Raw genomic sequence first — 24791 nt, 5'->3', positions numbered from 1 at the left:
GCGCGGCGCGGCGAAACGCACCGGACGCGACGCCCGATCAAGCGGGCGACCTTAAAAAGAGGCGCCTGCCATCGCAAATGAAAAGCCGCCCCGAGGGTTTCCCGGGGCGGCTCCAGCAGTCCGATAGTCGGCGCCTAGAAGGAGAACTTCAGGCCGGCCACGACCCGGCTGTCATAGATGTCGCCGTACTTGTGCTTGCTGGTGTCCCAGTAGCGCACGTCGATGCCGATGTTCTCGGTGAGTTCGAAGCCGACGCCCAGGTTCCAGGTGGTGTAGTCGCCGGCCTTATCGATCGTCTGGTGGCCGATGGCGCCCGAGACGCTGAACCGGCTGTCGGGGATCGGCACGCTGGCGTTGGCTTCCCAATACCAGGCCTCGCCGGTCTTGCCGCTGAACTCGGGCGAGTAGAACACCGCAGCGCCCAGGGTGGCGGGGCCAGCCGGAACCGAGGCGGCGATCTTGCCTTCCCAGTAGTCCAGGTTTGCGCCCGAGGGCTGGTCGGCGTAGCCGAAGTAGTTGATGCCGATGTCGAAGGAGACGGCCCCGACGGTCGGCGTGATGCCCGCGTAGAGGTCGAACTCGAAGTCGGTGGAATCGCCGAAGTCGACGTTGGAGGCCCAGACGCCCGCGTAGCCGATCGACCCGAAGGCGGCGTCGACGCCGCCGAACACCTGCGGATCCTCGTCCGTCTGGCTGACGCCGCGGAAGACGTAGTCGCTGGCCGCGCCGATGTTGAACGACAGCGAGACCGAGCCTTCGTCCTGGGCGTGAGCGCCGCCGGCCAGGGCCAGCGAGCCGACAGCGGCCAACAGCGACACTTTGAGCTTCTTCATTATCTATCCCCTTTTATGTCTCGATCCGACTGCGGTCCGACCGTGCGAAGGTCATGGTCGGACCGACGTTCGGTAGATCAACGCAGACGGACGGCTACAGCCCAGGTGCGGACGCACTGGGCTAACTTTGTGCGCCGAACTGATGCGGCGCCGAAAAATAAGGCAGATTCGCTTCAGGGCGGCCTATCGCGCCACGGTCGCCGCAAAGCCGAGGTGCATCCCTGCGTCGACCAGAAGGGTCTCGCCCGTGACGTGACGCGAGGCCGGGGAGGCCAGGAACACGGTCGAGGCGGCGATGTCCTCGGGCGTGGAGGCGGCGCGGAGCGGGGTGGTGGCCTCGGCGTTGGCGCGGAGCTTGGCGACGGCGGCGTCGGGCATGCCCTTGCCGAACCAGGGCGTGTCGATGAAGCCCGGGCAGACGGCGTTCACGCGAATCCTGGGCGCGAGGGCGCGGGCCAGGGACAACGTCATGGTGGTCAGCGCGCCCTTGGACGCCGCATAGGGGATCGACGAGCCGACCCCAGTGACGCCGGCGATGGAGGCGGTGTTGACCACCGCGCCGGGCCGCGGCCCGGCCTCCAGCAGCCGCCGGCAGGCGCGGACCATCTGATAGGCCCCAACGACGTTCACGGCGTAGAGCTCGAGGAAATCCTGGCCGGAGACGGCGTCGAGGTCGTGGTGGGCGGCGAAACGGGTGACGCCAGCGTTGTTGAAGAGGGCGTCGATCCGGCCGTAGGGCTCGGCCGCTGCGGCGATGGCGCGGCAGTCGTCGTCCGAGGCGACATCACCCTGGACAAGGACAGCCTCGGCGCCGTGCTCGCGCACCTGCCGGGCGGTCTCCTCGGCTTCGTCACGGCTGCGGGCGTAGTTGACGATCACCACCTGGGCGCCTTGGCGGGCCGTCTCGACCGCGACAGCGCGGCCCAGCCCGGTCGAGGCGCCGGTCACCACCACCACGAACCCTTCGAAATCGCCAGCCGCCATGTCCGTCTCCTCGTCCGCCCGCGGGCGTTGTTGTTCGGGGCCCTAGTAGCCGGTAAAGGCGCGCGCATGGAAGAGACCCATCTGAGCCAGCTTGGCCGCAACGTGCCGGGCTTCGACAGTCCCGAGGCGGCGGTGCTGGAGCGCGTGCCCAATCCCCACAGGGACGCGACCTACCTGGTGCGCTTCACGGCGCCCGAGTTCACCTCGCTCTGCCCGGTGACCGGCCAGCCGGATTTCGCTCACCTGGTCATCGACTATGTCCCGGCCGACTGGCTGGTGGAGTCGAAGTCCCTCAAGCTCTACCTCGGCTCGTTCCGCAATCACGGCGCCTTCCATGAGGACTGCACGGTGGCCATCGGTCGCCGGCTGGTCGAGGAACTCGCCCCGCAATGGCTACGTATCGGCGGGTACTGGTACCCCCGCGGCGGGATTCCCATCGACGTGTTCTGGCAAACCGGACCGGCGCCCGAAGGTCTGTGGTTGCCCGATCAGGGCGTGGCTACGTATCGGGGTCGTGGCTAAGCAACCTGACAGCGGTCGAACGCCATTCTACTTCGGCGCGGCACGGGAAATAAATTGCCCGCAAAGACCAGGTCTTGTTGTTCGGTGTAATCCGAAACGTCGAATTCAGATGTTTGGGGCGGCCCGCTTCACGGGGGCTACTCTCCCGGGGTGCGAAAAAAGCGCGCAGAGGCGGGCGAAAGCCCGTTCGGGCTTCCCAAAAGCCCGTTAGAGGCATATAGGTGAACTTGCCCAACTCTCCTCGGGCGTGTCACCTCAGGCCGGGCGGCGCGGCGCGCCGTCCGGCCGCTGTGTGTCTGGCCTCCGACATTGCGGAAGCCTTCAGCGACGAGGCGGGGTGATCAAGCCTTCCAGCGGCTCACCAAAGCGTTAACGTCGGGTCGTTCGCGTTCGAGCGGAGCCTCGCCCGGCGTGCCGATCATCATGAACGCGGCCACCCGCTCGCCGTCCGAGAGGCCCAGGAGCGCGAGCGCGGCGGGGTCATAGCTGTACCAGTCGGTGATCCAGTTGGCGCCATAGCCCATCGCCAGCACGGCGTTGAGCAGGTTGGCGGACACCGCCCCGGCGGAGAGGATCTGTTCCCACTCGGGGATCGCCGACGGAACGAGGCGGGAGACCACCACCACGGCGAGCGGCGGGGTGCGCAGCTTGCTGAGCTTGGCCACCTGGGTCGCGTCGCCCCGTTCGCGGGCGAGGTCCGCCAGGCGGTCGGCGAAGGCCGCCTTGTCCGCGCCGTCCAGCAGGATGAAGCGCCAGGGGGCGAGCTTGCCGTGATCGGGCGCGCGAGCGGCGATCCGCAGCAGGTCGGCGAGCTCGGCCTCCGAAGGGGCGGGCTCAGCGAGGGTGATGGCCGCCGTAGAGCGCCGGCGCGCCAGGAACTGGAGCACCCCGGGCGTGGGCCCGACGGGCAGGGCGGCCCCGAACGCAGGTTCGGGCGGAAGGTCGTGGCTCACGGGGGCAGGCTTCGCGTTTAAGGAAACGACAAGGGGCCTACCCTTTATGGGTGGCCGCGCGCGTTCCGCAAGGTGAAGCGACAGATGAACGGCACACCCGCCTGGCTGAAGACGCATGGCAGGCCCTGGACGCGCGGCTCGGGGCGGACCGTCTATGACAATCCATGGATCCGCGTCACCGAGTACGCCGCGACGGCGCCTACCGGGCGACCGGCCCAGTACGGCGTGGTCAGTTTCAAGAACCTGGCCATGGCTGTCCTGCCGCTGCATGACGACGGGACCGTGACGCTGGTCGGCCAAAGTCGGCTCCCGTGCGCCGACTACAGCTGGGAAATCCCCGAGGGCGGCGCGCCCATGGACGAGGATCCGCTGGCCGCCGCCAAGCGGGAGCTGGCCGAGGAAACCGGCCTGCAGGCGGCGGAGTGGCGCGAGGTGCTGCGGGCGCAGCTTTCGAATTCAGTCACCGACGAGAAGGCGATCGGCTATATCGCCACAGGCCTCTCGCCGGCGGCGGCCGCTCAAGAGGCCGACGAGACCGAGGCCCTGGCGATCGCGCGCGTCCCGTTCCGAGAGGCGCTGGAGGCGGCCCTGGCCGGTCACATGCCGGACATGCTCACGGTAGCGATGCTGCTGCGGGCTTACCATATGGCCCGCGAGGGGCTTTTGGCGCCCGCCATCGCGCGCGCCATGCTAGGCTAAGGGAGACGCCTGATGGGCCGGGAGGAACCGATGAGCCGTCTGGAGGTGGTGGACCCCGCGACGCCGCCGCCCGTGTGGGCCGCGCTACGCAACGAGGCCTATGCCGCCGCCAAGACCGAGTCGGCGCTGGCCAGCCTGCTGGCCGCGGTGATCCTGAATCACGAGAGCCTGGGCGATGCGCTGAGCTACCAGCTCGCCCGCAAGCTTGGCGACCAGGAGCTGCGGGCCATGAGCCTGCGGGACACCATCGAGGAAGCCTATGCGAGCGATCCCAGCATCGTGGAGATCGCCGAGGCCGACCTGAAGGCGGTGTTCGAGCGCGACCCGGCGTGCCGCGGCTATGTCCAGCCGTTCCTGTTCTTCAAGGGCTTCCTGGCGCTGCAGACGCACAGGGTGGCGCATTGGTTGTGGAAGGAGGGGCGCGAGACGCTCGCCTTCTATCTGCAGAGCCGCTCGAGCGAGCTGTTCCAGGTGGACATCAACCCGGCGACCCGCATCGGCAAGGCCGTGTTCATCGACCATGGCACCGGCATCGTCATCGGCGAGACCGCGGTGATCGGCGATGACGTCTCGATGCTGCAGGGCGTGACCCTGGGCGGCACCGGCGCCGAGCGGGGCGACCGCCACCCGAAGGTGGGCCGGGGCGTGCTGTTGGGGGCCGGCGCTAAGGTGCTGGGGAACATCACCATCGGCGACTACGCCAAGATCGCTTCGGGCTCGGTGGTGCTGAAGCCGGTCCCGCCCGGCTGCACCGCCGCCGGCGTGCCGGCGCGGCTCGTGAACTGCCCGACTTGCGACGAGCCGGCCCGAAAGATGGACCATACCCTCGCAGACGCTGTGTACGACTACGTGATCTGAGGTTCACGCGGGGCCTGCAAACCGGTAGGTTCGCGGCCGATTTGCCGTACCTCAAGGAGCAGGGCGTGGACGAGAAGACTATCCGCAAGATCGAAGGCCATCTGCGCGGGACCTTCGCCAATGCGCGGATCACCCTCGTGCCGAGGCCCAAGCAGAAGGATTCCTGCGAGGTCTATATCGGCGAGGAGTTCGTGGGCGTGGTCTTCCAGGACGAGGACGAGGACGGCTCGTTCATGTTCGAAATGGCCATCCTGGCCGAAGACCTGCCATAGGCGCGGATCCCGCCTAGCGGACCTGGGTGACCTTCAGGCTGCCGGCGGGCAGCGGCTCGATGGGCGGCTGCTCTTCCGGCGGACCCAGCCAGGCGGCCCAGTGCTCGCGGGGCAGGATCGCGACCTGACGGTCGTGGTAGGGCGCCATGTCGGGGCCGGGGGCGCAGGTCAGCAGGGTGAACCGATCATCGCGGACCAGGCCGGCCACGCCGAGCATGGCGCCGTCGGCGGCCTCGAACAGCCACTTGGACTTAGGCGCTTTCGCGCCTGTGAACTCATAGAAGCCGTCCACCGGCACCAGGCAGCGGCCGGTGGGAAAGCGGCGGCCCTCCGAGCGGAAATTGATCACCGGGCCGCCCTTTGGGTTCGGGAAGCCCCAACGCAACTCCTTTAACCGGGCTCCGCCGTCTTCGCCGACGATCACGGGGGCGGGGTCGGTCGGGCGGACCGACGGGCGCGGCTGGAGGTTGGGGCGACCACCTTTCCAGTCGAGCGGGATGTTCAGTCGGCCGAACTCGCGCAGCAGGTCGTCGAGGGAGCGCTGGGCGCTGAACTCGTTGCACATGGCCTCAAGAGGTGGCCCGGGCCAGCGCCGCTGGCAAGCGAGCTAGCGAAGAGCGCGCAACACCTCGCGGGCGGCCTGCGCGAGGGCCTGGCCATGCCGGCTGACGTCCTGGGACGGATCGCGGGCGAAGGCGGTGCGGATCGCCTCGGCTCGGCGCTCAACCTCCACCAGGGCGTCGAGGACGCGGCCGGCGGCGCTTCGGCGCCAGGCGTCGAGGGCGGCTTGACGCTGGACCGTGTCGCGTCTCAGGGCGGCAGGACTGCGCGGCCGGAACGGTTCAGGGCCGAGGCCCGACCAGGCTACGCCGCGAACCGCCGCCGCATCGCGCTCATAGGCGTCCGCGCGGAAGCGCTCGAGCCGTTCTTCTTCCGTCATCCCAAAACTGTATCAAAAATACAGGTCGGGGCAAATTTTCTCTGTATCTAAGCTGCGCCGCGAATGATGCGGCGGGCCTGGAAGGGTGGGATGATGGCGGTGATGTGCGCCGCCCAGCGCAGCCGCGCATCCCGCCGCATGGGGCCGGCAACGCTTTCGAGGTCATAAAGGCCGGGGCGCGAGCCGCGCAGGAGCCGCTTGACCAGGACCTCGTCGGTGTCGGTCTCGACAACCACCACATGGCCCAGCATGTCGGGCGTCGGCGGGGTGCGCTGATCCTCGAAATAGATAAGGGCGCCGTCGTCGGCGACGCCGTGCATGGAGTGGCCGACGACCTTGAGGGCGGCCGCCTTATCGGTGCCGCCGGGCGGGATCGGGGCGAGTTCGGCGGGATCCTGCCCCGTGGCGAAGAGGACGACGCCCTCGGGATTGGCGCCCACCCGGCCGATCACCTGCACGAAGCCGGGTTCGCCGGCGGCGGCCATGGGCCCGGCGGCGTCGTACAGCCACTCGGGACGGACCCCGAAGGCGGCGGCGTATTCCTTGGCCCGGCGATACGAGAAGGGCGCGTTGCCGTTTTCGTTCGAGGCGTAGGTGTTGCGGCTCCAGCCGAACGCATCGGCGGCAGCGGCGGCGGTCTCGAAGCCCCTGTCGATACGGGCTTGGCGCAGGCGGGCGGCGCGGCCGTCCATCATCGTTCCGATCATCGCTGTGATGTCACGTCGCTGTAGGTAACCTGCAGAAAGCCTTTGCGCAATGCGAGTGTATGTAATATACAGTATGCATGAGCGAGCAGCATCCACCTTGGGCCGCACTGGCCTATGCAAACCTGCGCCGGGGCGGCGCTCCCGCCTGGCGCGCCCAGAGTGAACTGGGCCTGTGCGACAATATCGGACGCAGGCAAGAGCGGATCTTCCGGGCCGGGGCCGGCCGCGGCGAGGCGCAGCCGAGATTCGCTGACCATGACGGCCATGTGGCGGCAGTAATGGCGGCGGGCGGTTTTCCCGCAATCGCGTCATGACACCGCCGCCCGACGCGGCGCGGGTCGTCGCCCGGGCCCTGAGCCGGCGCGCGCCGGCCGAGCGGGCGCAGTTCCTGCGTGAACTTCTGGCGCATACGGCGGCCGGACTGGTGATCATCGAAGGCGATCGGGCGGCGGGCGAGGCCGTCTATCGCCTGGCCGATGCGGTGGTGGCGCGCGGCGCCGGCCGCTGACGCAGCTTCAGGAGACGAGCATGGGGAACATCGACACCGCGCCGGCGGCGCGCGAGCGCTGCTGCGCCTGGAGCGCCAGACACAGGCGCGGGCCGAAGCGCGGGCGGTGATGGACGGTGTGGCCGAAACGGTGGCCCTGTCGCGCGCCCGCGGGGCGGCCTTCGAAACGCCTACCGGGCGCAAGACGCGCGCGCAGCCTGTGCGGCGCCTGAGCGGGCTGGAATGGCTGTTGCGGAAGGGGCGTGTGACGCCGGACGAGGCGGCGGCGGGCGAGCGCTATGGGGCGGCCTACCGGCGCGTGCGGCTCGATCCGGCCATTCCTTCGACCCTAGAGGCCGTAGCCCAGGCCAACTTCAGCGCCGCAGGGCCGTCCCTCAAGCAACTGGTGGCGCGGGCGCATGGGAGCGCGCAGGCCGCTGCGGCGCTCGAAGCCTATCGACGGCGGCTTCTGATGCAGCCGGACCTGGTGACCGCCTGCGATCAAATCTGCGGCGAGGAGAAAACCCCGCGGGAGGCGGCCGGCGGCGAGCGGGAGGGCCTGAAGCTGGAGGCGGTCCTGAAGGTCGCCCTGAACATACTCGCCACGGCCTAGCGCCGGCGCCGGGGGATCGCGGCCGCGCCGAGTTGAACAAGCCCCAAGTCTGATGCTGGCCACGCGGCGCGGGCCAGGCGGGCGGGCTTTCATTCATTGGAGTTGATGATGGCGACATCAGAAGGCGACGGCCAATCGCCGAAAAAGAAGTCCAGGGCCGCGTCGGTCGCTGCGGTGCGGCGAGCGGCCCGCACCAAGGCGCTCGATGCGCTCGAGGCGCTTGAGAAGATCATGAACAGCGAGGGCCAGACCGCCGTGAGGCTGGCCGCGGCGCGGGAGATCCTGGATCGGGGCTATGGCCGACCGCGGCCTGGCGAGGCCGAGGCGGAGCCGGGCCCACGCGGCATGACGGTGATCGTGCGCAGGTTCACCGACCCGCCCGAGCGGAGGGACGGCGAGGCGGAGGGGGCGGGGTGAGCCGCCGCAAGGGCAAGCTGCCCGAGCTGCCGTCGCGCTGGACGCCGCGCGAGTATCAGAAGCCCCTGATGCAGTATCTGGAATATGGGGGCCTTCGCGCCGATGTGGCGGCGCACCGCCGATGGGGGAAGGACGAGGTCGCCCTGCACTGGACGGCGACCCAGATCGTCCAGCGGGCCGGCGTCTACTGGCACTTGCTGCCCGAGGCCAGCCAGGGCCGCAAGGCGATCTGGGACGCGGTGAACCCACACACCGGGCGTCGGCGGATCGACGAGGCCTTCCCGCCGGAGATTCGCGAGCGCACCCGCGACAGCGAGATGGCGATCCATTTCCGCAACGGTGCGGTCTGGCAGGTGGCCGGATCCGACAACTACAACTCGCTGGTGGGCTCGCCGCCGGTGGGGGTGGTGTTCTCGGAATGGGCGCTGGCCAAGCCCGACGCCTGGGACTTCATCCGCCCGATCCTCGCCGAGAACGGGGGCTGGGCCCTGTTCCTCTGGACGCCCCGGGGGCGCAACCACGCGACCCGGGCCTTCGAGGCGCGGGAGCGCGACCCGGAGTGGTTCACCCAGCGGGCTCCCGCGACCACGACCGACGTCTTCACGCCTGAGCAGCTGGAGAAGGAGCGGGCGCAACTGGTGGCCGAACTGGGGTCTCGGGAGGAAGGGGAGGCGCGGTTCGCTTCCGAGTACCTGGTGGACTTCGACGCCGCTGCCCCCGGCGCCTACTACGCAGTGCTGCTGGGGGAAGCGGAGAAGGCGGGTCGCATCGGCCGCGTGCCGCACGATCCGGCGCTCAAGGTGGACACGGCCTGGGACCTCGGCATCGACGACTACACGGCGATCTGGTTCTTCCAGCAAGTCGGGCGCGAGGTGCGGGCGATCGACTATTTCGAGACCCAGGGCCAGGGGCTTGCTGCGGTTGTCCGCGAGGCCATAGCCGCCAGGCCATACGCCTATGGGACTCACCATCTCCCCCATGATGTGATGGTACGCGAGCTTGGGACCGGGCGATCTCGCCTCGAGACGCTCGCTTCCCTGGGGCTGACGGGCGTGTCGGCCGGCCCGGCGACGGACCCGGAGGAGCGGGTGAACGCCGCCCGGCTAATGATCCCGGTCACCTGGTTCGACGCGGAGCGCTGCGCCCTCGGCCTCGAACGGATGCGCGCCTATCGCAAGCGCTGGAACCGCGCCACGCGGAGCTATGCGGGGCCGCTGCATGATCAGGCCAGTCACGGGGCCGACGCCTTTGGCGAGTTCGCCCTGCACCGGCGCGGGGCGCCGGCGTCTCGGCAGACGCGGCGGGTGGGCGGTGGGCCGCTGTCGTGGATGGGGTGAAACGAACAACGCCCCGGCCGGGGGGAGCCGGGGCGTCTTCGTTCAGCGGGTGCGGCGCGGAGGGGCTCGTCGGGGGGAGGGCGCCGCACGATCCCCAAACCCGTCGCGCAGGGGAGAGGTTCCCCGGGGTGGGGCGCTCAGAACGGAACGGAAGCGGCGACGATCGCGACGGCCGCGAGGAGAGCCCCGAGACCCAGACCGCCAAGAACGCTGGCCAGATATTCGCTGAAGCCGAGGGGCCGCCACTGCATGGCCGCCACCGTGGCGAAGGCGGCGATTCTGCTCCACGCCGCCGCGGTTGCAGCCCCCGCGACCAAGGCGCGCACCCTGCCGGTCACGCCGACCTGATGAAACCTTGGCAGAGCCCCCGCATTAGCCCCACGGACAGATAGGAGACTGGTTACATGGATGGCGTTGGCATTATTGGCGCGATCATCATCGGCATATTGGCCGGCTGGATCGCTGAGAAGGTGATGCGCCGCAATCACGGCCTGCTCACCAACCTGATCGTGGGCGTCGTCGGCGCGTTCCTAGGCAGTTTCATCGCGACCGCTATCGGCTTCGATCCGGGCGAAGGGATCATCCCCAGCCTGCTGATCGCGACCCTGGGTGCGATCCTGCTGCTGTTCCTGCTGGGCCTGTTCCAGCGTCGGCGGGCCTAACGCCTTAGAAGCTGGACGACGCCAGGCCGGCGCGACGGGGAACCGTCCGCCGGCCTTGTGCTGCCTGGATGGTCGGGGTCGCCCTGCATCGCCGCAGGTGGGTCTGTGCTTTGGCGCGCACGCCGGGAACCTTGGCTGCGTGCGAGGACTTCAAGCGTAGGTGTGCGTTGAATGGCGACGGGACGATGCGTGTTGCGGCCTGGGGCGTGGCGCCAGCCGTCGGCGCGAGAGAACCCGGCTGAGAAGCGGACAGGAGAATATCCCGAGCAATGAGGCGCGCGCCCCTGCCTTGCCGGCTGATCGTCGGGCTGATCGTTGCCGCCCTCGGCGCGCCAATGGCCGCCCAGGCGCAGTCGCTCTGGCGGCCCGATCCGCCGCCCGGGGCGCGGTCGGCGACACGGCTGGACGTGGCGCGCGCCCTGGAGGCCCAGATCGAGGCCGGGCTGGAAACGGGCGCGGTCGATACCGAGGTGGCCGACTTCTATCGCGACCGCAACTTCCGGCCGCTGTGGGCGCCGGGGCGACTGCGGCTGGATGTCGACCGTCTGGCTGAAGCCCTTGGCGTTGAGATCGAGGCGGAGGTTCGGGACCCGTGGCGTCTGGCCGAGATCGAGCTTGCGCTGTCCCAGGCCTATGCCCGCGGCGCGGGGCAGGTCTCGGAGTTGGGCGATGAAGCTGACGGCGTCGCCCTGGCCTATGTGGATCCGGGCCTCAGGCAGCCGCAGGAGTCTGGCGGTCGGGCGCGGCTTGAAGCCGCCGCCGAGGCGCCGACCGTGGGCCATCTCCTGGCCGAGCAACGGCGGTCCGATCCGCGGGGCGGGCCGCGCAACCGATACCATGAGGATCTGGCTCGGGCGCTGGAGCAATACCGCGCCCAATGGGCAGGCCTGCCCGAGGTGCGGATCGCGCCGGGGCGTGACCTGACCCCGGGGACGAAAGGTGCGCGGGTCGATCAGCTCCGAGCGCGGCTCGGGCTTCCCGAGACGGGCGAACCCTACGACGGCCTGCTGGTCGAGGCGGTGAGCGCCTTCCAGCGGGCGCACGGCCTGGAGCCCACGGGCGCCGCGGACGCGGCCACGATCCGCGCCCTGAATGCAGGTCCGGCGCATTACGAGCGCCTGATCGAGATCAACCTGGAGCGCGCCAAGGCCCTGCCGGCCTCGTTCGGCGATCGATATCTGCTGGTGGACGCCGCCGCGGGGGAACTCTGGTTCCACGAGCACGGAGAGGTGGCCCTGAACATGAAGGTCGTCGTCGGCAAGCCGGATCAGCCGACGCCGATGATGGCCGGCATGGTCCGGCACCTGATCTTCAACCCGTACTGGAACGTGCCAGAGGACCTAGTGCGTACTTCGATCGCACCCAAGGTGCTGGCCCGAGGCCTGTCCTATGTGGAGGACGAGGGCCTGGAGGTGCTGGCCGACTACACTGACGATGCGCCCGTGCTGAATCCGGCGAAAGTGGACTGGAAGGCGGTAGCGGCGGGGACGCTGAGCGTGCGGGTTCGGCAGAAGCCGGGGCCCAAGAACATGATGGGCAAAGTCAAGCTGATGCTGCCCAACCCGCTCGGGATCTATCTGCACGACACCCCGCACAAGGGCGATTTCGCCCGCTCGCAGCGGCTGGCGAGTTCGGGCTGCGTGCGCCTCGAGGACGCCATGAGGCTGGCGAAGCTGCTGGTGGACGAGGACCGGGCGGAGGCGGCGCTCGCGGTGGGCGGGGAGGAACGCCAGATCGACCTGGAGGCGCCTGTCCCGGTCTACATCACCTATTTCACGGCCATGCCTACGGAGACCGGCCTGGTGTTCCGCCCGGACGTCTATGGTCGTGACGCGGCCTTCGCGGCTCGGCGGGCTCAGGCGGAGGCGGCGCCGGCCGCTGACTGAACCCCGCGCCGCGGGCGCATATGTTTCGCTTTTTGTTCTTGACGAGCGCGCGCGTTTTTGCGATAAGAATGCCACTGTTGATGAGTGCGCCCGGCGACGGGCGGTGCTCTGACGTTCAGGACGGAGCCGCCTAGGCCCGTCGCCCCCTCCCTTTCGTCTGTTTCCGTTCACCCGCCGGGTCCGGCCCTGCGCGGGCGCCTGCCTATGGGGCTCACCTTGTCTGACGATGACCTGATCCGCGAGGCCCGCGAGGCCTTCGACCTGGCGGCCGACGCCGAGGCGGAAAACCGGCGCGAAGCCCTGGATGACCTGCGCTTCGCGAGGCTGGGGGAACAGTGGCCCGAGAAGGTGCGGCGGGAGCGGGAACGGGAAGGGCGGCCGGTGCTGACCATCAACCGGCTCCCAACTTTCATCCGCCAGGTGGTGAACGATGCGCGGCTGAACAAGCCGGCGATCGTGGTGCATCCGTTGGATTCCGGCGCCGATCCCGAGACGGCGGAGGTGTTCAACGGCCTGATCCGGCATATCGAGCAGAGTTCGGACGCCGAGGTCGCCTACGATACGGCCCTGGATTTCGCGGTCACGAGCGGGGTCGGCTACTTCCGGATCAACACCCGCTATTCCACCGACGACGGCTTCGATCAGGACATAGTGGTGGAGCGGGTGGCGAACCCGTTCGCGATCTATGGAGACCCGGAGTCGACGGCGGCGGACAGCGCCGACTGGAATACGGCCTTCGTGGTGGACACCTTGCCGAGGGCCACGTTCGAGGCGCGCTGGAAGGGCGCGCAGGCGGTGGACTGGGAGGGCGAGACCTACGGCCAGCTGTCGGCCCCGTGGCTGGACGGCGATCGCGTGATGATCGCCGAGTACTGGCGGCGGGAACAGACGACCCGGACGATCCTGGCCCTTTCGGACGGCCAGGTGATCGATGAGGCGGCCTACGGTGCGCAAAAGGCGATGTTCGACGCCCTGGGGGTGAGCGTCGTCGGCCGGCCGCGGCAGGTGGCCAGCCACAAGGTCGTGCAGCGCATCATGACCGGCGCCGAGGTGCTGGAGACCATCGACTGGGCAGGCCGGTTCATTCCGATCGTGCCGGTCTATGGCGAGGAACTGATCGTGGACGGCCGCCGGCGGCTGCGCAGCCTGGTGCGTGACGCCAAGGACCCGCAGCGGATGTTCAACTACTGGCGCACCACCTCCACCGAGCTGGTGGCGCTGGCGCCCAAGGCGCCGTTCATCGGCCGAAAGGGAGCGTTCGAGACCGACAGCGCGAAGTGGGCGACCGCCAATGTCCAGAGCCACGCCTACATCGAATACGACGGCCCCGAGGCGCCTGTCCGTCAGCCGTTCGCGGGCGTTCCTGCAGGGGCGCTGCAGGAGGCGCTGAACGCCTCGGACGACATGAAGGCGATCATGGGCCTCTATGACGCGAGCCTGGGGGCCCGGTCCAATGAGACCAGCGGCCGGGCGATCATGGCCCGGCAGAGGGAAGGGGACGTCTCGACCTTCCACTACATCGACAATCTGGCCCGGGCGATCCGGCACGCCGGACGGATCATGCTGGACCTCATCCCCAAGGTGTACGCGACGCCGCGGGTGGTGCGTGTGCTGGGGCAGGATGGGGCGGCCAGGAGCGTCGGCGTCGCGCCGGGCGGCCAGGCGGGCGAGCAACTGCGGAAGATCGGCAGGATCTACGACCTGACCGCCGGCAAGTACGACCTGACCGTGCGATCGGGCCCAAGCTTCACCAGCCGCCGCGAGGAAGCCGCGACGCAGATGATCGAACTGATCCGCGCCTATCCGGCGGCGGCGCCGGTCATCGCGGACCTCCTGGCGCGGAACCTGGACTGGCCGGGCGCCGACGAGATCGCCAAACGCCTGGCGGCCCTGCTGCCGCCCCAGGTGAAGGGCGTCCCGCCGGAGATCGAGCAGGCAAGAGCCCAGATCGCCAAGCTGGCGCAGGCCCTGGCCGCGGCGCGGACCCAGATCGAGGCCCTGAAGCGCGACCGTGTGCATGAGGCCCGCAAACTGGAGATCGAAGCCTTCGAGGCCGAGACCAACCGCCTCAAGGCGATGCGAAGCTAGGCGGCGCATCGCCGACGCGAAGCGGTGGATTGCGGAATGGCGGAGAGGCTCCGCGATGCCCTCTGCGCCGGGCCCATCCTCCCCCTGACCAGGCGCTAATCCCAAGGACAACCATGAAAGACAGACACCCCATCGCGGCGGGCGAAGAGCTCGCGCGCGCCGACGCGCTCGCCCTCGCGGCAGAGGAGGCGGCCCTGGCCGAGGACGCGGGACCGGGCGAGGACGAAGCGCCCGAGGAGGAGGACCTGTTCGAACTCGAGCTGGACGGCCAAGTGTACGTCATGCCGGGCGCCCTGCGGGGGGCGGTCCTTCGGCAGGCGGACTACACACGGAAGACCCAGGAACTGGCCGAACAGCGCAGGGCGTTCGAGGTCGAGCGCCAGGCTCTCGCACAGCGCGCTGGCCGAGGCATGAGCGAGGAGCGCACCCGCCTGGCGGTGCTGGACCACTATCTGTCCGAGTTCGAGCAGGTGGACTGGCGCGCCTATGAAGCCGAGGATCCGGAGGCCGCCCAGCAGCTGTGGGCGCAATATGAGGATATTGCGCAGGCGCGAGAGCAGCTGGCCGAGGCCGTGGCCCATGCCGAGGCGCGGGCCGAACTGGAGCATGCCCGCGCCGCCGCCGAGCGCATGGCCGAAACCGGCCGGACCCTGGCGCGCGAGATCGACGGCTGGTCGCCTGAGACGGCCGCCAAGCTCGTGGAGTACGCCCAGGCCTTCGGCGTGACGCTGGAGGAATTGGCGGAGACCGCCGACCCGCGGCTGTGGAAGCTGCTGCACAAAGCCTGGCGCGCCGATCAGACCTCGCAGCAGGACGTGGTCTCGCAGGCCTATGCTGTCCGCCCCGCCGTACGCGTGGCGGGGGTCGCCACCGGCGGGGGCGTGCGGGACGAACTCGGCACCCGAGAATGGATGGCCCGCCGCAATCAGCAGGCCGCCAGGGCCCGCTGACGGGTCGCCACCTCCACGGCTCGCGCCGTCCCGAGCAAGCGCCACGCGCCACGGCCCGGGAGCAAGGTGATGAGGCCGTTCCCCAGCCGCCGCCGGCCGAGCCGGCGCCTTTCGAACACGCGCGCCGAGCGCCTCGGAAGGCTGAACGCGGCGCGACATCAACATCTACAAGGACGACGGATGCCCAATTCCATCCTGACCGCCACCGCGGTGACGCGGGAGGCGCTGCGCGTGCTGCACCAGAAGCTGAACTTCGTGGGCACGATCACGCGCGAATACGACGACAGCTTCGCCCAGCAGGGCGCCAAGGTGGGCGACACCCTGAAGGTGCGCCTGCCCAATCAGTACACGGTGCGGACCGGCGCGACCCTGGCCGCCCAGGACACCGTCGAAAGCGCCGTGGAGCTGAAGGTCCAGACCCAGAAGGGCGTGGACCTGAACTTCACCAGCATCGACCTGACCATGAGCCTGGACGACTTCTCGGAGCGGATCATCGAACCGGCCATGAGCGTGCTGGCGGCCAACATCGAGGCCGACGCCATGAGCATGTACAAGGATGTCTATAATCAGGTGACCAACACCGGGCAGCCAGCCAGCTTCGCCAAGGTGCTGCAGGCGCGGAAGATCCTGGTCGACAACCTCGCGCCGCTGAACGCCCGAACCTGCAATCTGAACACCCAGGACAACGTCGACCTGGTGGACGCGCTGAAGGGCCTGTTCAACGACAAGGGCGTGATCAGCCGGCAAAACCGCGAGGGCTTCATGGGGCGGACCGCCGGGTTCGACTTCATGGAGAACACCTTGTGGCCGGCGCATGTGCGCGGGGCGGGCAACGGTTATCTCGTGAACGGCGCCGGCCAGACCGGCTCGACCCTGGCGGTGAACACCGGGACCGGCGCCCTGAAGGCCGGCGACGTCTTCACCATCGCGAGCGTGAACCGGGTGCATCCGGAGACCAAGCAGTCGACCGGCGTGCTCCAGCAGTTCGTCGTCAGCGAGGACTATGCGGGCGGGGCCGGCACGATCCAGATCAGCCCGGCCATCGTGACCACGGGCGCCGGCCAGAACGTGACCGGCTCGCCCGCGGCCGGCGCAGCCATCACTTTCGCGGGGAACGCCGGCGCGGCCCACGGCATCTCCATGGCCTACCAGAAGGGCGCGTTCGCCTTCGCCACCGCCGACATGGTGATGCCCCGCGGCGTCGACTTCGCCAGCCGCGAGGTGTTCGACGGGATCTCGATGCGGATCGTGCGCCAGTACGACATCAATTCGGACAAGTTCCCGTGCCGTCTGGACGTGCTCTACGGCTTCAAGACCATCCGGCCGCAGCTCGCCTGCCGCCTGGCCAACAACTAGCGGTTTCCTCTCGCTGCTAGCCGCGGGCGGCCCTCGGCGAGGGCCGCCTGCACTTTCCCGGCCGTTCCTTCGGAAATTTCACATGGCGATCACCACCTACGCCGAGCTGCAGGCCGCGGCGGCGAACTGGCTTGCGCGCAGCGATCTGGCGGCGCGCATCCCGGAGTTCATCACCTTGGCCGAGGTGCGGCTGAACCGCGTGTTGCGGGCGCGTCTGGCCGAGGCGGAACAGGAGCTGGCGCTGCCGGCAGGGCTCAGGACGATCCCGCTTCCGGCCGCCTTCGCCGAGCCGCTGGCTCTGTGGCTGATCCGGTCCGCGGGGCGGCTGGCCCTGCCGTTCGTCGAGGCCGCGCTTCTGGGCGTCTCCTCCCTGCGCGGCGAGCCGTGCGCCTGGACCATCGATGGGGCGAACCTCGCCTTCGACCGTCCGGCGGACCAGCCTTACGCAGTCGGCCTGCGGATGCTGCGGAAGTTTGCGCTGTCGGAGGCCGAGCCGACCAACGCGCTGCTGGCAGGCCATCCGGACGTCTATCTCTTCGCGACCCTGTGCGAGGCCGCGCCGTTCCTGCGGGACGCCGAACTGGCCCACGCCTATGAGGCCAGGCTCGCCCGGGCCCTGGCGGAGGCGAATGAGAAGGAGGCTCGCAGTCGCGCGGCCCAGACCCTGGCGACCGAACTGCTGGGCCTGATGCGGGAGCGGGCATGATGCTGGCGCCGACCGGGCCGGGCCTGCCCGAAGGCGTGCGCGCCGTGCTGAAGAGCTTCCATGACGCCATCGCCGCGTTGCAGGCGCCGGGCGCGCCCACGCCGCTGTTCGCTGCCGACCAGGCGGGGCTGCCCCCCGCGGCGGCCCATCCGCGGACGCTCCTCCTCGTCACCGACCTCAACGTCCTCGCCCATTCGGACGGGGTTCACTGGATCCGCCAAGACACGGGAGCCGTGATCGCCTGATGCCTTCTTCCTGGTCGCCGTCGCTGCGCTTCGAGCTGCAGTTCACCGGCGAGAACATCAACCTGTGGGGCGAGAAGCTGAACGCCACGCTCGCCCACGCCGACTACGCCGTGGCCGGCTGGCTGACGAAGCCGCTGGCCGGCGATGCGGCGCTTACCACCGCCAACGCCGGCGACGACGAGGCCCGCGCGGCGATGATCAAGTTCACCGGCGAGGCGGGGCCGTTCACCGTGACGCTGCCGCCGGTGAGCAAGAGTTATCTGGTCTGGAACGCCTGCGGGGGGCTGGTCACCCTGAGCACCGGCGCAGGCGCGTCGGTGGCCGTGGACCCCGGCGACATGGTGTGGATCGCCACCGACGGGGTCGACGTGAAGACGCCCGGCTATGGCGGGGCCTCGATCAAGCAATGGGTCGAGGCCGTCGCCTGGACTTACAACGCCGGCAACCTGCCGGCCCAGGCCGGTAATGCGGGCCGGTTCGTCAAGACGGACGGCGAGACCGCCCGCTGGGCCTCGATCGCGAGCACAGATCTTGCCGACTACGCGCAGCGGATTCTGGGCGTCCAGGTCGCGCTCGCCGTCGCCCTCTAGGAGAACAGCAATGCCCACGACACCGAACAGCATCGTTACGCCGCAAGCGCCGAAGTCTGCCTATGTCGTCTACGGCACGGCGCAGGCGACCTATCCGCCGACCGCCAGCCCGACGAACACGGCGCTGCTGCTGGAGGCCGGGAGCAACGGCGGACGGCTCACGCGCCTCTACGCCATGCCCCAGGAGAGCACCGGGACGACCGGCGTGGTGCAGGTGTTCCGCTCGAACGACGGTGGGGAGACCAAATACTGGGCCGACGCCGCGGCGGTGACCAACGACACGGTGTCGGCCACCGACGCGCCCATCAGGGTCGACTTCGGCTACTCGGACGACAATCCGATGATCCTGGCGCCCGGCGAGCAGCTCTACGTCGCGCCGTCCATCGGCAAGAGCTTCGTCTTCGTCGCCGAGTGGGCGGACTACTGATGCGTCAGCCGCTTCGAGGGTTTGTCGCCCAGGGGATGGATGGGCGGAAGCGGGGCGGGCGTCCGCCGCGGTACTTGGGAATCTTCCAGAAGACCGAAGGCGGCCCCGGCACCCAGGTCTCGCCCCCGGTGCCGTCCTGGTGCGAGGTGTTTCTGATCGGCGCGGGGGGCGGGGCAGGTTCGGGGTCAAATCGCCCGGGAGGTGGCGGCGGCGGGGCTGCGCGAAAGCGGTTCTTTTGCCCACCGAGTGCTTCCCTGTTTTACGCAGTAGGTGCGCCCAGCGGGGGCTCTGACGGCGGCGACAGCTTTGTTCAGACGCCTTCGGAAGGGCGCGTTGTTGCCCAGGGCGGAAAGAGCGGGCCAAATGGCGGTGCTGGTGGCTATGGCACGGGCGGTGATGCTCATCGCCGCGGTGGCTCTGGTGGCGCAGCGGGGGTGAATGGATCGAAGGGCGAAGGCGGCGGCGCCGGCGGGGCAGCTGGCAACGGCAACGGCGGTGGAGGCGGTGCAGCCGGCTTCAGCGAGTACGGCGCGACAGTCGAAGCCGGTAATGGCGGTGGTGCATCACAAACACCAGGGCCTGGCGGCGGGAGTGTAGCGACTAATGGTGTTGGCGGGATTGGCCGGATAACCTTTGTTTTTACTGCCGCCTAGCCTTGAGGGCGCGGGCCATCTCTTCGGCAAGCTCCGCCGCCGACCGCCCATCTCCCACGCCGTCGAATATCCGCCGCCGGAAGGCGTTCGATAGTTCGTCCACGGGGGTCGGAGTCCTGATCTGCGAGGTCTTGTCGCTGAACGCGGCGATGCTGCTGACAAAGGGGAAAGCCAGGCAGGCCCGTAGCCGGCCGGCGTGGATGAGCGCTCGCATGGTGATGTCGTAAGGAGCATTCATCGGCGTTGTCGCGAAGGCTGCAAGCACGTGTTCCTTCGAAGTACCATTGACGACGTAGGCCGCGGCAGATGCGAACTGCATCGCCGAGAGATCGAGAAAGCCGATGGCGCCTCCCGCCGCCTGTCGCCGCGCTTCCAAGGCCGGCCAAAGGCGAATGTCCCCAATGGCGGCGTCGAGCAGCAGCAGATCCCAGTTTCCGGCGGCCTGCAGCGGCGCGGTGAACGCGGCAGGCGACAGGATCACGTCGTCCTCGAGCACGAGGAGATGCGAGCGGCCGTCGTGCAGTTCGCGGATCGCCTTGAGGTGACTGAGGAAGCACGCCTTTTCGGTCGCCGATGCACCACCGGGGGCGGAGGCGGCTTCCGAAGCGTCGATGGCCGGCGTCCGGGTGAGCGTGACCCCCGGCGGGGCTAGCTCCGCGAAGTGGGCCTCCATATACCCCCTGCGCTCGGTGGCGCGATCAAGATTGATGTAGCCGCAGATCATGCCGCCAGCCGGTCCAGCGCGCCGCTCCAGTCGCCAAGGCTGGGCTGGCGGATGATCGTTACAGAGCCTGACGCAGGGATCACCTGGGCGCCGAGCGGCGCGAAGAGGCGGGCCAGGGGCGGCGAACAGACCAGGGCCACGGAGATTCCACGGGCGACCAGTTGGGACGCCCAGCGGGCGAACATGATCTGGTCGCCCAAGCCCTGTTCCCACCACACCAGCAGCGAGCTGATCTCTTCACCGCGCCATTCAGGGTAGCTGGGGTGCGGCTCCTTCGTCCGTCGCCCGGGCAGGTCACGCCTGGCCTCGTAGAGGCCCCAGCCCTCCACCCAATCGCCCTGCCGCAGCCTGAGAACCGCCAAGGCGTATCGGGTGGCGCCGTTGGCCGGATCGCGGCGCAGAACTTCGCGGCGCACAGCCTCGACCTCTTCGTAGCGACCCTCGCGTTCAAGGGCACCGGCGCGGCGGCCGAGCTCCGCAATCGAAATCATGGATTCCCACTAGCAGCAGGTCGTCGGATGCGCATCCCTCTCGAACCGCCGCCGGGGTTACACGGCGACGACACCACGTTCGCCTCTGCGGGGCGCTGGGCCGACGGGTCCAATGTGCGGTTCCGGCTGGGCCTTCCGCAGACGATCGGCGGCTGGGAAAGCCTGACCCAGCAGAAGCTCTCCGGGGTCTGCCGCGGGATCTTCCCCTGGACCGACAACACGGGGACGCTGAACATCGCCTTCGGCACCCATGCCAGTCTGCAACTGTGGCGGGGCGGAGAGCTGTTCGACATCACGCCGGAGGCCGGCTTCACGGCCGGGGCGATCGATGGCGCGGGCTCGGCCGGCTATGGGACCGGCGGGTTCGGGATGGGCGGCTACGGCCTGGCGTCGGCGATGGACTATTTCCCGCTGACCTGGTCGTTCGGCGCCTGGGGGCAGCATCTCCTGGCCTCGCCGCGGGACCAGACGATCTTCGCCTGGACGAACGACGCCGGGGCGAGGGCGGAGCCGTTGGCCGATGCGCCCGCCAATGTCACCTACATGCTTGTGGCGCCGCTGAACGGCGGCTACCAGGTGTTTGCGCTGGGCTGCAACGAGGAGGTCTCCGGGACCTTCAACCCGCTCTGCATCCGGCATTCCTCCATCCGCAACAACACCCAGTGGAGCACGAGCGCGTCCGGCTCCACGGCGCGGGAATACATCCTGACCGGCGGCGGACGAATCGTGGCGGGCCGGATGTGCGGGCCGTACATGCTGGTGTGGACCGGCGATGCCTTGTTCCTGGGGACTTTCGTAGGCGCACTGAATCAGCCCTGGCGGTTCGATCGCATCGGCCGGAACTGCGGCCTGATCGGGCCGAACGCGGCGGTGGTGGTGGGGCAGCAGGCGTTCTGGGTGAGCCCCGATCGGCAGTTTTACCGCTATGCCCTGGGCGGACAGCCGGAACCGATTCCCTGTCCGATCCGGCGTGATTTCGCCGAGGAGCTGGCGGCGAGCCAGGGCGACAAGGTGGTCGCCTCCTCGAACTCCGAGTTCTCGGAGGTGCGGTTCGACTACCCCGACCGGCGCGACGGTTACGAGAACAGCCGCTACCTCGCCATTGCCCTCAGCGGGCCGGACGCCGGCGCGTGGCACAAGGGCATCATGGCCAGGACCGCTTTCGTGGACGCCGGGCCATCGGCCTATCCCATCGGCGTCACCTACGACGGCGAGGTCTATTTCCACGAGAAGGGCCGCTCGGCCGACGGCGGCAAGTTCTCCTGGTTCATCGAGAGCGCGGACAGCCAGCTCGATCCCGACCGCACCCTGCTGGTTCGCGAAATCTGGCCCGACTTCAAGGACCAGGCCGGGCCGGTGACGCTGACCCTCTCCGCGCGGTTCAGCCCGCAGCAGGCCTCGCAGGTCGTCGTCTCGCGGACGATGGCGCCGGGCGAAGCGAAGACGGACCTCCTGATGAGCGGCCGGCTCTTCCGGGTGCGGTTCTCCGGAGAGAGCGCCCCGACGGGCAGCCGCATCGGGCGGCCGATGTTCGATGTGACGTTTGCGGGCGGCCGTTAAGGCGCTAGAACAAAAGGAGAATTTCTTTGGGCTTTGGCTTTGAAAGCAAGACCTCCTCGACCAAGGAGACCAAGGACCGGAGCTTGACGTCGACCCGGACGCCGATCGTCCCGGACTGGATCTCCAATGCCGTTCAGCGCGCGACAGGCCAGATCGACGGCCTGATGTCGCTGGACCCGACGTCATTGGTCGCGCCCGTCCATGGGCTGCAGGGGCAGGCGGCGAACACCGCCCAGAACCTGGGCGGGCAGCTCTGGAACTATGAAGGCGCGCTCGATGTGACCCGGGGCGTGGCCAGCTCCAACTGGCTCGACAACTACATGCAGGCGCCGGCCACGCCGAGGGTGCGCGGGGAAAGCCTGCTCGACAACCTGCCGGCCTATATGAGCCCGTACACCCAGGACGTGGTGGACGCCGCGCTCGCCGACTTCGACTACGGCGCGGGCCGGACCCGGGCGCAGCAGGACCTTGAGCTTGCGGCTTCCGGCGCCTTCGGGGGTTCGGGCGCCGCCCTGACCAGGTCGATGACGGAAGACGCCTTGGCGCGCGCGCGGGCGACCACGAGCGCCAACCTGCGAGATCAGGCCTTCACCCGCGGCGCGGCGCTTTCAAGCGACGACGCCAACCGTCGCCAGCAGGCCGCCCTGGCCAACGCCCAGATGGCGCAGCAGGACTGGAACCAGCGTGTTGGCCAGTACCTAGCGGGCCAGGATCAAAGGCTGCGGGCGGCTGACCAGCTGGCCAGTCTCGTGGGCGCTTACGAGGGCGACCAGCGTGCGAACATCGCGACCCAAGGCGAACTCGGATCGGCCCTGCGCGAGGTCGAGCAACAGTATCGCCAGGCCCCCATCTCCCATGCCCAGCAGATCGTCGCGATGCTCGGCGGGCTGCCCTACAGCATGTTCGCCGGCGAACAGCTCAATGAGTCCGAACGCAGCAAGACCAAGACGTCGGGCGTCGAGGTCAATCGAAAGACCTCGTTTCCATGAGCACCCAATCCGAACGTTTGGCGGCCGTTGAGCAGCGGTTGACCGATCATGAGGCGCGTTGCGAGGAGCGGCTCGCCGAGATCAAGGCCGCGGCGGCCTCGACCCTTCGCGCGGTGGAGGGGCTGAAAGCCCGCTCCTGGGGCCTTGTGATTGCGTTGCTCGCCTGGGCCCTGGCCCAGGTGTGGAGCGACAACGCCTCGCGCCTGGACCGCCTGGAGGCGGCCGCGCCGTCCTCCTACCAGAAGGTGCGCCATGCCGCCGCCGATTGAGGTCCGCTGGCTCTGGCGGCGGATCTACACCTACGTCACGACGCTGCTGAACAGCGCCGGGGTGATCGCCATCGTCTGTCGCCTGGATGACCCCAGCGCGCTGAAGTGGCTGGGCCTCGCTCTGATCGCAGCCAATGTGATCATGGCCACCCTGTATCTGGCAGGGGCGACCGTCACTGACTGGGCCAAGCTAGCCGCGGCCGCGCGGCGCGGCGACTAGCCCGCAAGGACTTCCTGATGACGACGAAATTGACGGCGCATTTTGCGCTGGAAGAACTCGTGGGCACTCAGCATCGCGAGATCGATAACACGCCCCCTTCTGAGGTGGTGGCCACGCTGCGGACAACTGCGGCCCGGATGGAGGAGGTCCGGCGGCTGCTGGGCGACAGAGTGATCACCGTCACAAGCGGCTATCGCTCTCCGGCGCTGAACCGAGCCGTCGGTGGTGCGCGCACCTCGGCCCACCTCACCGGCCACGCGGTGGATTTCAACTGCCATGGGTATGGCGGTCCCCGCGCGGTCTGCGCCGCCATCGCCCGCTCGGAGATCCCCTTCGATCAGCTGATCGAGGAGGGAACGTGGGTGCATATCTCGTTCGAGCCGCGCATGCGTCGGCAAGTCCTGACCAAGCGGCCGGGTGGCGGCTATGAGCTGGGGCTGCGCCCGTGACGCCGCGGAGCGCCGCGGCCTTGGCGGGAGGCGGCCTGCTGCTCGCCGCCGCCCTGGGGCTCTACTGGAAGGGCCGGATCGAGGGTGCGGCCGGCGAACGGCCGAAGGTGGACGCCGCGATGGCCCAGGCGGCCATCGCCGGCCTTGAGGCCCAGGGCGAACGCGAGAGCGCCCAGCGGTCGGAGGTGGTGCTCCGGCTGCGCGAAGCCGCGGCTGAGACCGCAATCCGCCTCAACAGAGACGCCATGACTTCCGAGGACGCCCATGCCCCGCTCCCCGCTGATCGTACCCTTCGCCTGCACGCTCATGACGACGAGCTGTGCCGCCTCGCGCCCGAGCTTGCCGGTTGCGCCCCAGCTTCAGATGCCGCCCGAGGCGACCATGCCCTGCGCCCTGCATCGTCTGCCGAAGGCGCCGAGCCAGGCTGATCTCGAGATCGGCTATGCGACGCGGGGGGCGCAGATCGTGGCCTGCGACGCCGCCCGGCGACTGGCCGTGGAAACGCACGAAGCAGAGCATGCCCTTGAGGCCGAAGCGGTTCGCCGCAAGCGGCCCTAGGTAAGAATGCGCCCCGCACACTGGCCACTGCGATTCGGCGCCTGAAACGCGGCGCTAGGCCAAGCCGCGGGCAGTTCGGCGATGTGGGGAGAGGAGTGGCGGTCCCCTAAGCTCTTGAAAGCTTAGGGGACCGTGGTGCCGCCGGGCAGGATTGAACTGCCGACCTCAGCCTTACCAAGGATGCGCTCTACCACTGAGCTACGGCGGCGAAGGCGGGCGCTATAGCGGGCCAGAGGCGGCTCGTGAAGCCCCAATCTCACGCTCACATGCTTGACGATGTGGATGACGCATCGCACCCCTCGATCATGGACCCCAAGGATCGAGGCAAGCCGCCCGCGGAATCGCG

The 24791-nt window shown here is 69.0% G+C and carries 32 protein-coding genes and 1 tRNA gene; 23 read left to right on the top strand and 10 right to left on the bottom strand.

Features of this window, described 5'->3' with window-relative positions; all coding sequences use genetic code 11:
• Positions 1–134: 134 nt before the first annotated feature.
• Positions 135–833, bottom strand: coding sequence for a TorF family putative porin (locus BO64_RS02475; RefSeq protein ID WP_496401690.1), 699 nt, complete (start codon positions 831–833; stop codon positions 135–137).
• A gap of 183 nt (positions 834–1016) precedes the next feature.
• On the bottom strand, positions 1017–1817 hold the full coding sequence (locus BO64_RS02470; RefSeq protein ID WP_496401689.1) for an SDR family NAD(P)-dependent oxidoreductase: 801 nt from the start codon (positions 1815–1817) through the stop codon (positions 1017–1019).
• A gap of 66 nt (positions 1818–1883) precedes the next feature.
• On the opposite strand from BO64_RS02470, the gene queF reads away from it, so the two are divergent.
• The gene (queF, locus tag BO64_RS02465) at positions 1884–2339 is read left to right on the top strand and encodes a preQ(1) synthase (protein ID WP_496401688.1); all 456 of its coding nucleotides are present in this window, start codon (positions 1884–1886) and stop codon (positions 2337–2339) included.
• 341 nt (positions 2340–2680) lie between these two features.
• Here the strand turns inward: queF and BO64_RS02460 are convergent, their stop codons facing one another.
• Positions 2681–3292 (bottom strand): nitroreductase family protein, encoded by a 612-nt coding sequence (locus tag BO64_RS02460; protein ID WP_496401687.1) that lies wholly within the window; start codon positions 3290–3292, stop codon positions 2681–2683.
• Between the two features lie 84 nt (positions 3293–3376).
• On the opposite strand from BO64_RS02460, the gene BO64_RS02455 reads away from it, so the two are divergent.
• The 3 genes from BO64_RS02455 to BO64_RS02445 all read left to right on the top strand — a co-directional run bounded on the left by BO64_RS02455 (position 3377) and on the right by BO64_RS02445 (position 5121).
• A complete protein-coding gene (locus tag BO64_RS02455; protein ID WP_496401686.1) occupies positions 3377–3991 on the top strand; it encodes an NUDIX domain-containing protein in 615 nt (204 codons plus the stop codon).
• Between the two features lie 30 nt (positions 3992–4021).
• Positions 4022–4849: a serine O-acetyltransferase gene (cysE, locus tag BO64_RS02450; RefSeq protein ID WP_496401685.1), complete on the top strand. Its 828-nt coding sequence runs from the start codon at positions 4022–4024 to the stop codon at positions 4847–4849.
• Positions 4850–4914: 65 nt separating this feature from the next.
• The gene (locus BO64_RS02445) at positions 4915–5121 is read left to right on the top strand and encodes a DUF3126 family protein (protein WP_309089736.1); all 207 of its coding nucleotides are present in this window, start codon (positions 4915–4917) and stop codon (positions 5119–5121) included.
• A gap of 13 nt (positions 5122–5134) precedes the next feature.
• Here the strand turns inward: BO64_RS02445 and BO64_RS02440 are convergent, their stop codons facing one another.
• Genes BO64_RS02440 through BO64_RS02430 form a run of 3 tightly spaced genes read right to left on the bottom strand, consistent with a single transcriptional unit; the run spans position 5135 to position 6768 of the window.
• A complete protein-coding gene (locus tag BO64_RS02440) occupies positions 5135–5686 on the bottom strand; it encodes an SOS response-associated peptidase (RefSeq protein WP_496401684.1) in 552 nt (183 codons plus the stop codon).
• A gap of 42 nt (positions 5687–5728) precedes the next feature.
• The gene (locus tag BO64_RS02435) at positions 5729–6061 is read right to left on the bottom strand and encodes a hypothetical protein (RefSeq protein ID WP_496401683.1); all 333 of its coding nucleotides are present in this window, start codon (positions 6059–6061) and stop codon (positions 5729–5731) included.
• 47 nt (positions 6062–6108) lie between these two features.
• Complete coding sequence (locus BO64_RS02430; protein ID WP_496401682.1) at positions 6109–6768, bottom strand: S24 family peptidase; 660 nt, start codon at positions 6766–6768, stop codon at positions 6109–6111.
• A gap of 310 nt (positions 6769–7078) precedes the next feature.
• On the opposite strand from BO64_RS02430, the gene BO64_RS02425 reads away from it, so the two are divergent.
• The 4 genes from BO64_RS02425 (at position 7079) to BO64_RS02410 (ending at position 9622) form a co-directional block, all read left to right on the top strand.
• A complete protein-coding gene (locus BO64_RS02425) occupies positions 7079–7276 on the top strand; it encodes a hypothetical protein (RefSeq protein ID WP_496401681.1) in 198 nt (65 codons plus the stop codon).
• 109 nt (positions 7277–7385) lie between these two features.
• Positions 7386–7868: a hypothetical protein gene (locus tag BO64_RS02420; RefSeq protein WP_496401680.1), complete on the top strand. Its 483-nt coding sequence runs from the start codon at positions 7386–7388 to the stop codon at positions 7866–7868.
• 108 nt (positions 7869–7976) lie between these two features.
• The gene (locus BO64_RS02415) at positions 7977–8285 is read left to right on the top strand and encodes a hypothetical protein (RefSeq protein WP_496401679.1); all 309 of its coding nucleotides are present in this window, start codon (positions 7977–7979) and stop codon (positions 8283–8285) included.
• On the top strand, positions 8282–9622 hold the full coding sequence (locus BO64_RS02410) for a hypothetical protein (RefSeq protein WP_496401678.1): 1341 nt from the start codon (positions 8282–8284) through the stop codon (positions 9620–9622). Before BO64_RS02415 ends, BO64_RS02410 begins: the two co-directional genes overlap by 4 nt.
• A gap of 137 nt (positions 9623–9759) precedes the next feature.
• Here the strand turns inward: BO64_RS02410 and BO64_RS02405 are convergent, their stop codons facing one another.
• Entirely contained in the window at positions 9760–9960 is a 201-nt protein-coding gene (locus BO64_RS02405; protein WP_496401677.1) for a hypothetical protein, read from the bottom strand.
• Between the two features lie 66 nt (positions 9961–10026).
• Here BO64_RS02405 and BO64_RS02400 point away from each other — a divergent pair, with 66 nt between their 5' ends.
• The 9 genes from BO64_RS02400 to BO64_RS02360 all read left to right on the top strand — a co-directional run bounded on the left by BO64_RS02400 (position 10027) and on the right by BO64_RS02360 (position 18532).
• Entirely contained in the window at positions 10027–10284 is a 258-nt protein-coding gene (locus BO64_RS02400) for a GlsB/YeaQ/YmgE family stress response membrane protein (protein ID WP_496401676.1), read from the top strand.
• Between the two features lie 269 nt (positions 10285–10553).
• Complete coding sequence (locus tag BO64_RS02395; RefSeq protein ID WP_496401675.1) at positions 10554–12170, top strand: L,D-transpeptidase family protein; 1617 nt, start codon at positions 10554–10556, stop codon at positions 12168–12170.
• A 216-nt stretch (positions 12171–12386) separates the two neighbouring features.
• Positions 12387–14258 (top strand): portal protein, encoded by a 1872-nt coding sequence (locus tag BO64_RS02390; protein ID WP_496401674.1) that lies wholly within the window; start codon positions 12387–12389, stop codon positions 14256–14258.
• A 113-nt stretch (positions 14259–14371) separates the two neighbouring features.
• Positions 14372–15208, top strand: coding sequence for a hypothetical protein (locus tag BO64_RS02385; protein WP_496401673.1), 837 nt, complete (start codon positions 14372–14374; stop codon positions 15206–15208).
• A 180-nt stretch (positions 15209–15388) separates the two neighbouring features.
• A complete protein-coding gene (locus BO64_RS02380) occupies positions 15389–16564 on the top strand; it encodes a P22 phage major capsid protein family protein (RefSeq protein ID WP_496401672.1) in 1176 nt (391 codons plus the stop codon).
• Positions 16565–16646: 82 nt separating this feature from the next.
• Positions 16647–17270: a phage adaptor protein gene (locus BO64_RS02375; RefSeq protein WP_496401671.1), complete on the top strand. Its 624-nt coding sequence runs from the start codon at positions 16647–16649 to the stop codon at positions 17268–17270.
• Positions 17267–17515 (top strand): hypothetical protein, encoded by a 249-nt coding sequence (locus BO64_RS02370; protein WP_496401670.1) that lies wholly within the window; start codon positions 17267–17269, stop codon positions 17513–17515. Before BO64_RS02375 ends, BO64_RS02370 begins: the two co-directional genes overlap by 4 nt.
• Positions 17515–18105: a hypothetical protein gene (locus BO64_RS02365; RefSeq protein WP_496401669.1), complete on the top strand. Its 591-nt coding sequence runs from the start codon at positions 17515–17517 to the stop codon at positions 18103–18105. The genes BO64_RS02370 and BO64_RS02365 overlap by 1 nt, the downstream gene beginning before the upstream one ends.
• 10 nt (positions 18106–18115) lie before the next feature.
• Positions 18116–18532: a hypothetical protein gene (locus BO64_RS02360; RefSeq protein ID WP_496401668.1), complete on the top strand. Its 417-nt coding sequence runs from the start codon at positions 18116–18118 to the stop codon at positions 18530–18532.
• 639 nt (positions 18533–19171) lie between these two features.
• On the opposite strand, the gene BO64_RS02355 is transcribed toward BO64_RS02360, so the two are convergent.
• Positions 19172–19909 (bottom strand): glycosyltransferase family 25 protein, encoded by a 738-nt coding sequence (locus BO64_RS02355; RefSeq protein WP_496401667.1) that lies wholly within the window; start codon positions 19907–19909, stop codon positions 19172–19174.
• Complete coding sequence (locus BO64_RS02350) at positions 19906–20400, bottom strand: tetratricopeptide repeat protein (protein WP_496401666.1); 495 nt, start codon at positions 20398–20400, stop codon at positions 19906–19908. Before BO64_RS02350 ends, BO64_RS02355 begins: the two co-directional genes overlap by 4 nt.
• A gap of 27 nt (positions 20401–20427) precedes the next feature.
• On the opposite strand from BO64_RS02350, the gene BO64_RS02345 reads away from it, so the two are divergent.
• The 6 genes from BO64_RS02345 (at position 20428) to BO64_RS02320 (ending at position 24315) form a co-directional block, all read left to right on the top strand.
• The gene (locus tag BO64_RS02345) at positions 20428–21960 is read left to right on the top strand and encodes a hypothetical protein (RefSeq protein ID WP_496401665.1); all 1533 of its coding nucleotides are present in this window, start codon (positions 20428–20430) and stop codon (positions 21958–21960) included.
• Between the two features lie 83 nt (positions 21961–22043).
• Positions 22044–22949 (top strand): hypothetical protein, encoded by a 906-nt coding sequence (locus BO64_RS02340; RefSeq protein WP_496401664.1) that lies wholly within the window; start codon positions 22044–22046, stop codon positions 22947–22949.
• Positions 22946–23218, top strand: coding sequence for a hypothetical protein (locus BO64_RS02335; protein ID WP_496401663.1), 273 nt, complete (start codon positions 22946–22948; stop codon positions 23216–23218). Before BO64_RS02340 ends, BO64_RS02335 begins: the two co-directional genes overlap by 4 nt.
• Positions 23202–23438, top strand: a complete 237-nt coding sequence (locus BO64_RS02330) for a hypothetical protein (RefSeq protein WP_496401662.1) — start codon at positions 23202–23204, stop codon at positions 23436–23438. Before BO64_RS02335 ends, BO64_RS02330 begins: the two co-directional genes overlap by 17 nt.
• Positions 23439–23455: 17 nt before the next feature.
• Positions 23456–23887, top strand: coding sequence for a D-Ala-D-Ala carboxypeptidase family metallohydrolase (locus BO64_RS02325; protein WP_496401661.1), 432 nt, complete (start codon positions 23456–23458; stop codon positions 23885–23887).
• Entirely contained in the window at positions 23884–24315 is a 432-nt protein-coding gene (locus BO64_RS02320) for a hypothetical protein (RefSeq protein WP_496401660.1), read from the top strand. The genes BO64_RS02325 and BO64_RS02320 overlap by 4 nt, the downstream gene beginning before the upstream one ends.
• 263 nt (positions 24316–24578) lie before the next feature.
• Here the strand turns inward: BO64_RS02320 and BO64_RS02315 are convergent.
• A tRNA-Thr gene (locus tag BO64_RS02315) sits at positions 24579–24653 on the bottom strand.
• Between the last annotated feature and the right edge of the window lie 138 nt (positions 24654–24791).

It is taken from the genome of Phenylobacterium composti DSM 19425 (genome assembly GCF_059568645.1).
The sequence above is the reverse complement of the archived record's forward strand: the minus strand, read 5'-3'. Positions and strand labels throughout refer to the sequence as shown.